The sequence below is a fragment of the Halotalea alkalilenta genome, from assembly GCF_001648175.1.
In the GTDB taxonomy this organism is placed as follows: Bacteria; Pseudomonadota; Gammaproteobacteria; order Pseudomonadales; family Halomonadaceae; genus Halotalea; species Halotalea alkalilenta_A.
The window spans coordinates 3,846,743-3,858,878 of sequence record NZ_CP015243.1 but is presented as its reverse complement, the minus strand read 5'-3'; the positions used below and the strand labels follow the sequence as shown (position 1 = coordinate 3,858,878).

11 protein-coding genes are annotated in these 12,136 nt (G+C 65.2%); 3 read left to right on the top strand and 8 right to left on the bottom strand.

Translation table 11 applies throughout. The features are described 5' to 3' along the window. Positions 1-10: 10 nt before the first annotated feature. The 8 genes from A5892_RS17280 to ehuB all read right to left on the bottom strand — a co-directional run bounded on the left by A5892_RS17280 (position 11) and on the right by ehuB (position 7,466). Positions 11-991, bottom strand: a complete 981-nt coding sequence (locus A5892_RS17280; protein ID WP_064123844.1) for an isoaspartyl peptidase/L-asparaginase family protein — start codon at positions 989-991, stop codon at positions 11-13. Positions 992-1,107: 116 nt separating this feature from the next. Beyond that, positions 1,108-2,115, bottom strand: coding sequence for an L-Ala-D/L-Glu epimerase (gene ycjG / locus A5892_RS17275; RefSeq protein ID WP_223302722.1), 1,008 nt, complete (start codon positions 2,113-2,115; stop codon positions 1,108-1,110). A gap of 10 nt (positions 2,116-2,125) precedes the next feature. Continuing rightward, entirely contained in the window at positions 2,126-3,136 is a 1,011-nt protein-coding gene (gene dgcN / locus A5892_RS17270; RefSeq protein WP_064123843.1) for an N-acetyltransferase DgcN, read from the bottom strand. 171 nt (positions 3,137-3,307) lie between these two features. Further along, positions 3,308-4,177, bottom strand: coding sequence for a LysR family transcriptional regulator (locus tag A5892_RS17265; RefSeq protein WP_064123842.1), 870 nt, complete (start codon positions 4,175-4,177; stop codon positions 3,308-3,310). Between the two features lie 62 nt (positions 4,178-4,239). Beyond that, positions 4,240-5,055, bottom strand: a complete 816-nt coding sequence (gene ehuA / locus A5892_RS17260) for an ectoine/hydroxyectoine ABC transporter ATP-binding protein EhuA (protein WP_064123841.1) — start codon at positions 5,053-5,055, stop codon at positions 4,240-4,242. Positions 5,056-5,083: 28 nt separating this feature from the next. Next, complete coding sequence (ehuD, locus tag A5892_RS17255; protein WP_064123840.1) at positions 5,084-5,776, bottom strand: ectoine/hydroxyectoine ABC transporter permease subunit EhuD; 693 nt, start codon at positions 5,774-5,776, stop codon at positions 5,084-5,086. 47 nt (positions 5,777-5,823) lie between these two features. Beyond that, on the bottom strand, positions 5,824-6,495 hold the full coding sequence (gene ehuC, locus A5892_RS17250) for an ectoine/hydroxyectoine ABC transporter permease subunit EhuC (RefSeq protein ID WP_027349688.1): 672 nt from the start codon (positions 6,493-6,495) through the stop codon (positions 5,824-5,826). A gap of 80 nt (positions 6,496-6,575) precedes the next feature. Then, positions 6,576-7,466: an ectoine/hydroxyectoine ABC transporter substrate-binding protein EhuB gene (ehuB, locus tag A5892_RS17245; protein ID WP_223302721.1), complete on the bottom strand. Its 891-nt coding sequence runs from the start codon at positions 7,464-7,466 to the stop codon at positions 6,576-6,578. Between the two features lie 192 nt (positions 7,467-7,658). On the opposite strand from ehuB, the gene A5892_RS17240 reads away from it, so the two are divergent. The 3 genes from A5892_RS17240 (at position 7,659) to fabV (ending at position 12,136) form a co-directional block, all read left to right on the top strand. Next, positions 7,659-8,153, top strand: a complete 495-nt coding sequence (locus A5892_RS17240; protein ID WP_064123839.1) for a glutathione peroxidase — start codon at positions 7,659-7,661, stop codon at positions 8,151-8,153. Between the two features lie 173 nt (positions 8,154-8,326). Then, a complete protein-coding gene (locus A5892_RS17235) occupies positions 8,327-10,798 on the top strand; it encodes a mechanosensitive ion channel domain-containing protein (RefSeq protein WP_223302720.1) in 2,472 nt (823 codons plus the stop codon). Between the two features lie 132 nt (positions 10,799-10,930). Beyond that, entirely contained in the window at positions 10,931-12,136 is a 1,206-nt protein-coding gene (gene fabV / locus A5892_RS17230; protein ID WP_064124586.1) for an enoyl-ACP reductase FabV, read from the top strand.

The following is a 12,136-nucleotide window of genomic DNA, read 5'->3' as shown; positions in this document are numbered from 1 at the left end:
CTCGGCATGCTTAGTCCATGTACTCGACCACGCCGAGTTCGATCGCGCTGCAGGCGCGTTCGCCCTCGATCCTCCAGGCGCGATACATTCCCCTGCTGTTGAAATCGAGCGAGAGCCTGCCATCGCGATCCACCGCTATCAGACCTCCCGCGCCGCCCGGTATCTTCAGCGGACCTTCGAGCAGTGCGCGGCTTGCGCTCGCGAGGGTTTGCCCGGCAAGGCGCATGCGCGCGGAGATCTCGTGACCGACGCTCTCGCGAATGAAAAGCTCGCCCTTGCCGGTACAGGAGATCGCACAGCTGCGGTCGTCGGCATAGGTGCCCGCGCCGATGATCGGACTGTCGCCGATGCGTCCCCAGCGCTTGTTGGTCACCCCGCCGGTCGAGGTGGCTGCGGCGAGGTGGCCATTGCGATCGCGAGCCACCGCGCCGACGGTACCGAAGCGAAACGGATCGCTCAGCTTGGCGTCGAGCTCCGCGCGCTCGGTGTGCAGTGCCTCCCAGTGCTCGCGCCTGAGCGCGGTGGTGAAGAAGCCGTTGTCGACCATCTCGAGCCCACAGGATCGAGCGAAGCCGTCGGCGCCCGCGCCGCCGAGCAGCACGTGCTCGCTTCGCTCCATCACCGCGCGCGCCGCGCGGATCGGACTGCGCACCTCCCGCACGCCGGCCACCGCGCCGCTGCCGAGATCACGGCCATTCATGATCGCCGCATCCAGCTCGTGGTCTCCCTCCCAGCTCAGGCAGGCGCCGACCCCGGCATTGAAAAACGGGCACTCCTCGAGCGCGACGACCGTCGCTTCCACCGCATCCAGCGCGTCCCCGCCCTCCTCGAGCAGCCGTTCGCCGACGGCCAGCGCTGAGCGCAGCGCGGCATGGATCGTACGCTGCTGCTCGTCGCTGAGCGTCGACTCATCGAGCGTGCCGGCCCCGCCGTGCAGCGCGATCGAGTATCCGGAGACGGGGGCTTGGCTATGAAAAGCGGCGAAGTTCATCGGAGGAGTTCCTGGCGGCGAGGGGCGAGCGAGGCTGCCGGCGAGCAGTGAGGCTCGCCGGTCAGCAGGATGGTCTCACCGGCGGCCTTCGAGGGGAAGTCGCCCGGAAGGCTCGCTCAGCCGTCGTCTAGCGTCCCGGCAGCGAAGCGCAGCGGCCTTGGGTCGGGGTCGTTGGCGAGCCAGGTCGGGCCGTCGAGGTCCACAAGCGTCGCGCGGGCGGCCAGGGGGAGCGCTGCGCGCATCGCGGTGGAGCTGCCGAGCATGCAGCCGACCATCACTTTCAGGTCCAGCGCGCGGGCCTGCGCCAGCATTGCGATGCCCTCGCTCAGCCCACCGCATTTGTCCAGCTTGATGTTGACCATCTCGTAGCGTCGGGCCAGCGCTGGCAGGTCCTCGCGAGTGTGGCAGCTCTCGTCGGCACAGACCGGCAGCGGATGGCGGAACTCGTCGAGCGCGGCGTCCTCTCCGGCGGGCAGGGGCTGTTCGACCATCTCGACACCGAGCTCGGCGAGAAGACGGAGGCACTGCTCGAGCCCTTGCCGGGGGAACGCCTCATTGGCATCGACCACCAGCCGCGCCTGCGGTACCGCTTGGCGGATGGCGCGCATCCGCGCTTCAATCTGCTCGCCGTCGAGCTTGACCTTCAAAAGCCGGGCGCCTTTCTCCCACTCCGCTCGCGCAGCCTCGGCCATCGCTTGCGCAGTGGCGATCCCGATCGTCTGCACGGTGTCTATCGGGCGCTGCGGCAGCGGCGCTTCGCCCAGTGCTTCGGCGATTAGCGTCTCGAGGCCGACGCCTCGCTTTTGCGCTTCGAGCGACCACAGTGCGCAGTCGATCGCATTGCGGGCCACGCCCGCCGGCAGCAGCCGGGCGAGCTCATCGCGATCGAAGCTCCCGCGCTCGAGTCCTTGGCGTAGCGTTGGCAGTACCCGCTCGAGGTCGGCGACCACCACCTCGGTGGTCTGCTCGTAGCGGGGCGTCGGCGTCGCTTCTCCGATCCCTTGGTGGGCACCGTCGCTGATCGTGACCCTGACCACTTCGATCTCGGTGCGGGTGCCGCGAGAGATGGCGAAGGGGCGGGCCAGGGGCAAGCGATGAGTGGCGTAGTCTGCCTGGATGCTCACGACGTCTCCTTTAGCGGGTCCGCTCGATCAGGTGGTCGATCAGCGGGCCCACGCCGAAGCGCACGGGGTCGGTGGCGGGCACGCCGAACTCGGCCTCGATCTCGGCTAGGTGGGCGCGCGCCTGCGCTTCGTCGACGTTCGATGTGTTGATCGAGAAACCGGCGAGGACGACGTCGGGATTGGTGGTGCGGGCGTTGGCGAGGTTGCGCTCGACGCAGGCGGCGTAGCTCGGCAGCTGGATGTGCGGCAAATGGCGCACATGCGGCCGACCGAGCTCATGGCACATGACCAGGAAGTCGGGCTGGGCGCCATGGAGCAGGCCGAGGCTGACACCGGCGTAGCTCGGGTGGAACAGCGAGCCCTGCCCCTCGACCAGGTCCCAGTGATCGGCATCGTTGGCTGGAGAGATGTACTCGGCGGCGCCTGAGATGAAGTCGGCGACCACCGCGTCGACCGCGATGCCCTCGCCCTGGATCAGGATGCCGCTCTGGCCGGTGGCGCGAAAATCCGCTTTCTCGCCGCGCGACTTGAGCTCGGCCTCGAGTGCCAGTGCGCTGAACATCTTGCCCACCGCGCAGTCGAGCCCGACGCTGAGTACCCGGCGGCCGCTTCGGCGCTTGCCGTTGCCGACCTCGAGCGCGGGCGCGTCGTGGCGGATGTCGAAGAGCTTGACGCCCTGGCGCTTGGCGGCGTCCGCCAGCCGGGGAATGGCGGCGAGGCGCTGGTGCATGCCGCTGGCGACGTTGTAGCCGAGCTCGATCGCCTGCTCGAGGGTATCGACCCAGTGCTCGGGCAGCTTGCCGCCGGCATTGGCGGTGCCGACCACCAGGGTTTGCGCGCCGCGCTCGCGGCCGGCCTCGAGGGGCAGGTCGTCGATACCGAGCGAAGGGGTCTGGTCGTCGAGGCGCAGCTGGCCGACACAGGCCTCGGGGCGCCAGGTGAGGATACCGCGGGCCATCTTGACCGCCAGTGCATCGCGGACATCGCCGAGGAACAGCAGGTAGGGCTTGGGAATCTGCATCTCGATACTCCAGAAGAGCGTGTGCGGACAGCCGGACGGCTGCAATGGCGTCAGTATTCCGGCTCCCCGCAGCGAGGTCGAATGCTGATTCGCGCCACCTCCATAGCCTTGGGTTATGGGTGGAGTCGGCAGGCCGTGGGCCTCATCGGTGAACGCGCAGCGCCGGGCGGCTCAGCCACCCAGCTGGGCGCGCAGCAGCTCGCAGAAGCGCAGAGCTGGCAGCGACAGGCTGCGCCGGCTCGGCGTGACCAGCACGACCTCGGCTTCGATCTCCGGACTCAGCACCGCAGCGCCCAGGCGGTCTCGATAGTGCTCGGCGGTGAAGGCGTCGACCACCCCGATACCCGCGCCCGCGGCGACCATCTCGGCGATCACCGCATAGGTCTTGATCAGCCAGGGGGAGCGCAGCTCTAGCCCGGCTGCATCGATTGCCGCGTGCAGCCGCTCGCCCAGCGGATCCTGGCGTTGCATCAATAGCGGCGCTTCGCCCAGCTGGTCGAGGCCGATTCGCTCGGGCGGGATGATACCGGGCGGGAACAGCGCCATCAGCGCGCGCTTGCCCAGCACTTCGCAGTCGATGCCTTCCGGTGGACGTTGACCGAATGCCAGCGCAAGGTCCATGCGCTGGCGCAGCAGGTCTTCGCAGAGGGTGTCCCAGTGGCTGGTGACCAGTTCGATCGAGAGCTGGGGCAGCCTCCTGTGCGCCTCGATCAGCGTCTGCGGCAGCACGGCCTGGCCGAGCGCATGGGCGGCACCGATACGTAGGTGCTGCGCCTCACCGCACTTGAGCCTGCCGATCAGCGTGTCGATGCCGGCGCGCTGGCGCATCAGCTGCTCGATCTCCGGCATCAGGCGAAGCGCCTCGGGCGTGGGTGACAGCCCCTGGGCATGGCGTTCGAACAGCAGGAAACCGAGCTGCTGTTCGGCATGGGCGAGCACTCGGGTGACGTTGGGCTGGGAGACGTTGAGCGCCCGCGCCGCGGCGCTGATGCTGCCGCTTTGCAGGATGGCGTGGAAGATCTCGATCTGGCGCAGGTTCATCGCAGGATTCCAGCAAGCGCGTGAGAGCGGGAGCTTACCGCGAAGCGTGCACCGCGCTCATCTCATCCGTCGGGTTCGAGCACTGCGCGCAGAAACTCTCGCGTGCGCGCTTCGCGCGGGTCGGTGAATATCTGCTCCGGCGTGCCTTGCTCATGAATCCGCCCCTTGTCGAAGAAGCACACCCGGTCGGAGAAGCGCCGGGCGAAGCTCATCTCGTGGGTGACCATCAGCACGGTGAGATCGTGCTCGTCGGCGAGCGTGCGGATCACATGGAGCACTTCGCCGACAAGCTCGGGGTCCAGCGCCGAGGTCGGTTCGTCGAACAGCATGATCCGCGGGCGCATCATCAAGGCCCGCGCGATGCCGACGCGCTGCTGCTGGCCGCCGGAGAGCTGGCCGGGATACTTGTTAGCGTGATCGGCAAGCCCCACTCGCTCGAGCAGTTCGGTGGCACGGCTCTGCGCTTCCTTGCGGGAGAGTCCGAGCACCTGCCGGGGGGCTTCGGTGAGATTGCGCTGCACGCTCATGTGCGGGAACAGATTGAACTGCTGGAACACCATGCCGAGCTGGCCGCGCATCTTGCGCAGGTGCGCTTCGCTTGCGGGCCTCAGCTGATCAGTGCGGCGCTCGTGCCAGAGCGGTTCGCCGTCGATTTCGATCAGTCCATCGCTCAATGTCTCGAGCGTCATCAAGATCCTCAGCACGGTCGACTTGCCGGAGCCGGAGGGACCGATGATGGTGACCTTTTCTCCAGCGGCGACGTCTAGATCGAGATCATCGAGCACGGTGTGCTCGCCATAGCGCTTGGTCACCTTGGAGAAGCGTACCAGCGGGCGAGCGGAAGTTTGGTCGGGTGATGCAGGAGTCTGGGAGCTCATCCTCGTATATCTCGTCCGAGTGATCGAATCAGCGCAGCGCGATGCCGTGCTTCGGTAGCCGCTGGTCGAGGATACGCACCGCCCAAGCGGCGAGTATGGTCAGGATCAGGTAGAGCGCGCCCACCATGGAGAGCGGTACCAGGTAGTTGAAGGTGCGATCGCCGATGATCCGCGCGACGCCGAACAGCTCGAGCACGGTGACCACCGAGAGTACCGGTACGTCTTTCATGATCGAGACCAGGTAGTTGCCGGAAGCGGGAATGATCCGCGGCACCGCTTGGGGCAGCACGATATGGGTGAAAGTGCGCACAGGCGTCAGGTTGAGCGCTCGAGCGGCTTCACGCTGCCCGCCGCCGACCGCTTCCAGCCCGCCGCGATAGACCTCCGACATATAGGCGCTGTACTGAAGCCCCAGCGCCAGTGCGCCGGTCATGAAGGCGGGCAGCAGCAGCCCGTAGTCGGGCAGCACGTAGTAGAGGAAGAACAGTTGCACCAGCAGCGGCGTATCCCGCAGGAACTCGCTGATCAGCTTGGCGGGCCAGCGCACGATCTTGAGCGGCACGCTCTTCAGTCCCGCGAGCACCAGGCCGAACGCCATCGCGAGCAGAAAGCCCACCACCGTGGCTTGCAGCGTCACCCAAAGACCCTTGAGCAGGATCGGCAGGATCGAGACCGCCAGCGACCAGGAGCTGCTGGCATCCCATGCGATTCCGAACAGCATTCAGCTACCCTCCTGGAGGCGCGGGGCATGGTGGAAAGCGTCGTGGTTCATCGGCTCACCGTCCGCCAGCGGCCGACGCTCATCTCGAGCAGCTTGATCATTCCGGCGAGCACCAGTGCCATACCGAAGTACATCAGCAGTACCAGGGTGTACACGGTGGCGCTGTCCTGGGTGAAGTTGCGCACCTGCTCGGCGCGGAAGGCGAGATCGCCGAGGCTGATCAGCGAGACCAGCGCGGTATCCTTGAGATTCTGCACCGCGAGGTTGCCGAACGCCGGCAGCATTTCGGGAATCGCCTGGGGCAGCGAGATGCGCCAGAGCGTCTGGCGGGGAGTGAAGTTGAGCGCTTGCGCGGCCTCCAGCTGCTGCTGCGAGACCGACTTGAGCCCGCCGCGCACCACCTCGGCACCGTAGGCACCGATGTTGAGACCGAGCGCCAGGACCCCGGCGACGACCGGGTCGAGGCGCAGGTCAATGCCGATCGCATTGCCGGCCAGCGGTAGGGCGAAGTAGAGCCAGAACAGCTGGACCAGCAGCGAGGTTCCGCGGAATACCTCGACGTAGACCGCGCTCAGTATGCGCAGTGGCCAGATCGAGGAGCGCTTGCCGATCCCCGCCGCGAACGATAGCAGTGCGCCTAGTACGGTCGAGTAGAGAGTCAGCTGGATGGTCACCCAGGCGCCTTGCCACAGCGGCCCGAGATAGCTAATCCATTCCATGTGGAGAATCTCCGGCGGGAGGCGAGGTCGTACGGGAGCTGCGCGTCACGCTAAAGGCGTGACGCGCATGGGCTGCTCAATCAGTTCGAGCAGAGCTCTTCGGTGGTGCGCTCGAACGATGCGTCGATGTCTTCCGGCGTGAAGCCATAGCCGGCGATCATCTCGCGCCATTCGTCGCTCTGCTTGTACTCGGCAAGCTGCTGGTTGAAGGCGTCGCGCAGGCTCTCGGAGTCATTGGCGAAGGTGAATGCCCCCCAGCTGCGCACTTCCTCCCCGTCGATCACCGGATCGACGAAGTCCGGTGCGGACTCCACCGCATTGCTGCGTCCCGCCAGCTCGCCGATGGTGGTGCCGGTGGCGGCGTAGGCGTCAGCGCGGCCGGTGCTGATCGTCGAGATCGCATCGGCGTTGTTGTTGATCGTCACCATTTGCGACTCCGGCACACCGAGCTGCTGCAGCATTTCGAGCTGGTTGGCCCCGGCCATGATCGCGACCCTGATGTCGTCGCGCTCAGCGAAATCCTGATAGCCATGGATGCCCTTGGGATTGCCGGCCTGGACCAGCAGGCCCTCACCGTAGGAGGTGTTGGGTTCGGAGTAGATCGCCTGGGCACAGCGGTCAGGCATTACCGCCATTTCCGCGGCGACGACGTCGAAACGGCCGGCCTGAAGGCCGGGAATCAGCGAGCTGAAGCTGGTGGTGACCCATTCGATGTCATCGATGCCGAGCGCTTCGGCGATGTGCTCGACGGTCTTCGGGCCAGCCCCTTCTGCGTCTCCACTCATGTTGGTGAAGCCGTAGGGAATCTCATTGGCGATCGCCACGCGCAGGGTGCCGCGGTCTCGTACCTCTTCAAGGCTCACCGCCCAGGCGGGAAGACTCGCGGTGATGCCGGCCACCATGCCGAGGGCGGCGATGGCGAGGCGGCGTTGGACGTGCGTGCGCTGTAGAGCGGTGCTCTTGTTATTCACGAGCGGTCTCCTAAGACAGGTGATCGTCTATGCGACGATAACGTTACGTTATTCTCATCGAAGGTTTCAATAATCATTTGTCTGGCTTCGACTGCGGGGACGCTTCTTGAGCGTATTCATCCTGTACTATGGTGAGGTTCAGGCCCGTGCGCGGAGTGGCGGTGCACGATGTGATCGATCGGGAGCGATGCAATGGCCATCTACGACCATCCTTGCCGTACCCTCGGCGGCGAACCTTTCAATCTGCATGCGCTACGTGGTCAAGTGCTGCTGGTGGTCAATGTCGCCAGTCGCTGCGGTTTCACCCCCCAGCTGCGCAGCCTCGAGCGGCTCTACTCTGGCTATCGTGACCAGGGCTTCGTCGTGCTTGGCTTCCCGTGCGACCAGTTCGGCCACCAGGCGCCAGAGGAAGGGGAAGCCTTCGCCGAGGCTTGCGCTCGCTTCAATCTGAGCTTTCCGCTGCTGGAAAAGGTCAACGTCAACGGCCGGCACGCCCATCCCCTGTTCGTCGAGTTGCGAAACGCCGCACCGGGGTTGCTGGGCACCCGCGCGCTCAAATGGAACTTCACCAAGTTCCTGGTCGGGCGGGATGGCCGGGTGATCAAACGCTACGCGCCCAGCAGCAAACCGAACCTGCTCAGCCGTGATATCGAGCGTGCCCTCGAAGTCCCTCCTGCATCGCTTTAAGCACGGTTTTTTTGAACCATAGCCGGTTTTTCTCTACTTTGGGCGCCCAGCGGCCCCCGGTGCCTGAGCCGGGGAGCCCGTCTGGCGTCCCTTTGGTCGATGGGAGGGGTCGATGGGGCGGGTTGACGGCGCGGGTAGACAGGACGGTCGATGAAACCAGCAAGGAGCACGCGGTGAGCGGAGCAAGAACGAGTCACGCAAGCGAGGCGGGACGGTCAGCCAACAGGCTGATCGGTGTGGCCTATGTATTGATTTGGATGCTGTTCTTCCTGGCCTCGGGGTCGGTCCAAGCCCAGCAACAGCAGCAGGGATCCGAGCAGTCCCAGGCGTCCTACTCGGCGCTCGCCGATCTGCTCGAAAACCCGCAGACCCGTGACCAGTTGATTCAACAGCTGCGCTCGCTGGCCGCGCCGGAAGGGGGGCAGCAAGGGGCGCAGGAGGAGGCCGCCGACGACCAGACGCCGCTCGATGGGCTCGACGAGTCGCAGTCGGTCGGTGGTCAGATCGCGGATGCCACTCAGCGCTTCGCCCAGGGCCTTGCGGCCGACTTCGGCGAGGCGATACGCACTTTGCGCGAGTTGGGCAGCGGCCAGGGAATCTCCGGCGTCAGCGTCGAACGGTGGATCGAACTGCTGACCGGGCTGGTGGTGGTGGTCGTTGCGATCTTCGCTGCTTTCTTCGTGCTGCGCGGGCTGGCCGCACTGCTCTACCGGCGAATCGATCGATGGATCGCCGACCGTCCCCACGTCACCGTGATCGATGAGAGCCGCGAGGCTGAGACGGGACGAAAGCGCCGGGTGATGAGTGCATCGACCCTGCTCGGCCGGCTGGCCGCGGTGTTCGGTTCGTTAGGGATAGATATCCTGGTGGTAATGCTCGCCGGTGCGGTGGGCTATTCGGTCGGACTGTTCGGGGTCGGGCTGAACGGCGACATCGGGCGGATGGAGTCGCTGTTCATCAATGCCTTCGTGGTGGTCGAGATCAGCAAGGCGCTGGTACGGATGATTTTCGCCACCCGTTATCCGAACCTGCGCCTGTTCCCGATGGACGACCAGGTGGCACGCTACTGGAACCGCTGGATGGCCCGGCTGATCGGGGTCTCCGGCTATGGGCTGCTGGTGGTGGTACCGCTGGCGAGAGCGATCTTCTCCCCGGCGGTGGGACAGACGCTCAACCTGCTGATTATGGTCGGCGTGTTCATCTATGCGGTGGCCGTGATCCTCAAGAATCGCGCGGTGATCGGCGATCGGCTCAAGCAGCACGCCGCTACCGTAAAGCTTGCTCCGGTCGCTACCCTGGAGCGGATGCTGGCGCGCACTTGGCACCTGTTCGCGATCCTCTATTTCGTCGTGCTGCTGGTGATCAGCCAGCTGTCGCCGGCCGAGGCGCTGCCATTCATGGCGCGCGCCACGCTGCAGACGCTGCTCGCGGTCGGGTTGGGACTGCTGGTCTCGGCGCTGCTGACCTCTGCATTGTCCAAGCGGATCCTGCTCTCCGACGAACTGCGCGCCCGCCTGCCCAAGCTCGAGATGCGGCTCAACTCCTACGTGCCGGCCGCGCTCAGGGCGATCCGCATGCTGCTCACGCTGTTCGTGGTGCTGGCGGTGCTGGACGCTTGGCATGTTTTCGATCTTTCCGCATGGCTCGCCTCGCCAGCGGGGGGCGATGCGATCGCAGTGGTCTTGCACGTCGCCCTGATCCTGTTCTTCGCCGCCCTGGTGTGGACGGTGCTCGCAAGCGTCATCGAGCATCGCCTGAGCGGCGTCGGTGGCAAGGCGCCGAGTGCGCGCGAACAGACCCTGTTGGCGCTGTTTCGCAACGCGATGCTGATCGTCATCGTGACCATGACGCTGCTGATCGTGCTGTCGCAGATCGGGATCAACATCGCGCCGCTGATCGCGGGTGCGGGGGTGGTCGGTCTCGCCATCGGCTTCGGTGCGCAGAAGCTGGTCCAGGACATCATCACCGGTGTGTTCATCCAGCTCGAAAACGGCATGAACCAAAACGATGTGGTCGAGGCCGGTGGCGTATTCGGCACGGTGGAGCGACTGACCATCCGTTCGGTGGGGATTCGCACTCTGGATGGCGGCTATCACCTGATTCCGTTCTCCTCGGTGGATACCGTGACCAACCATATGCGCGACTTCTCCTATCATATGGGTGAGTACACCATCTCCCACCGGGAGAGCGTCGACGATGCGATCCGCCATCTCGAGCACGCCTTCGAGGAGCTCCAGCAGGATCCGGTGCTGGCACCTTCGATCCTCGAGGAGATGACCATTCCCGGGGTAGTGGCGATCGATGAGCGAGGGGTGAGAATCAGGATCCTGATCAAGACTTCCCCTGGCATGCAGTGGGCGGTTCAGCGCGGTTTCAACCGGCTGGTCAAGAAGCATTTCAATGCCGCCAACATCGAGATTCCCTATCCCCAGACCGTGGTCCACTTCGGCCAGGACAAGAATGGCAATGCGCCTCCGCTGCGGGTCACCGAGGCCGAGGCCGAGCGCCTCGCCGAAGGCACCGCGCCGGCGCCCGGGCAGACGCCTCGCGCACTCACTCGTGCCAAGGCGGGACAAAGCGAGGACGTGCTCGGCAACGAGCTTGAGGGTGCCGAGGAGGGCGATGACGACGCGCCGCCGCGCTGATCGTCGACACTCGATTTTTCGCCGGTTGCCGGTCCGACCAAAGCGCCAGCCGCTTTTGGTCAGATCGATTTTTCATCGTATCCGCCAGCCGCTAGAATGCCGCGGATACCATTCATCGATGAGGTACTTGAGTTGATCATCCACCCCAAGGTTCGCGGCTTTATCTGCACCACCACGCATCCGGTCGGTTGTGAGCGCAACGTGCTCGAGCAGATCGAGGCGACCACCAAGCGTGGCGTGCAAAGCGATGGGCCGAAGAAAGTGCTGGTGATCGGTGCCTCCAGCGGTTATGGCTTGGCCGCGCGGGTCACCGCGGCGTTCGGTTACGGCGCGGACACCCTTGGTGTGTTCTTCGAAAAACCAGGCAGCGAGAAGAAGCCTGGGACCGCGGGTTGGTACAACGCCGCGGCATTCGACAAGTTCGCCAAGCAAAAGGGGCTCTACAGCAAGTCGATCAATGGCGATGCGTTCTCGAACGAGGCGCGCGACAAGTCCATCGAACTGATCAAAAACGAGATGGGCGGCCAGGTCGACCTGGTGATCTACTCGCTCGCCTCGCCGGTGCGCAAACTCCCGGACAGCGGAGAGCTCAAGCGCTCCGCATTGAAGCCGATCGGTGAGACCTACACCGCGACCGCGATCGACACCAACAAGGACGTCATCATCGAGGCCTCGGTCGAGCCCGCCACCGAGCAGGAGATCGAGGACACCATCACGGTGATGGGCGGCCAGGACTGGGAGCTTTGGATCGACGCGCTCGAGCGGGCCGACGTGCTCGCGCCCGGCGCTCGCACCGTTGCGTTCAGCTACATCGGCACCGAGATCACCTGGCCGATCTACTGGCACGGGGCGCTTGGCAAGGCCAAGGCCGACCTGGACGCCACTGCCCGGCGCCTCGATTCCCGCCTGGCGAAGATCAATGGCGGCGCCAACGTCGCGGTGCTCAAGTCGGTGGTCACCCAGGCGAGCGCAGCGATCCCTGTGATGCCGCTCTACATCTCGATGGTCTACAAGATCATGAAGGAGAAAGGGCTGCACGAGGGCACCATCGACCAGCTCAATCGCCTGTTCCGCGAGCGGCTCTACCGCGAGGACGGAGCCAGACCCGAGACCGACGATGAGCAGCGTCTGCGCCTCGACGACTGGGAGCTGCGCGACGACGTCCAGGACGCCTGCAAGGCGCTGTGGCCGCAGGTGACCAGCGAGAACCTGTTCCAGATCACCGATTATGCAGGTTACAAGCACGAGTTTCTCAAGCTGTTCGGCTTCGAGCGTAGCGACGTCGATTACGATGCCGACGTCGACCCCGATGTCAGGTTCGACTGCGTCGAACTCTGA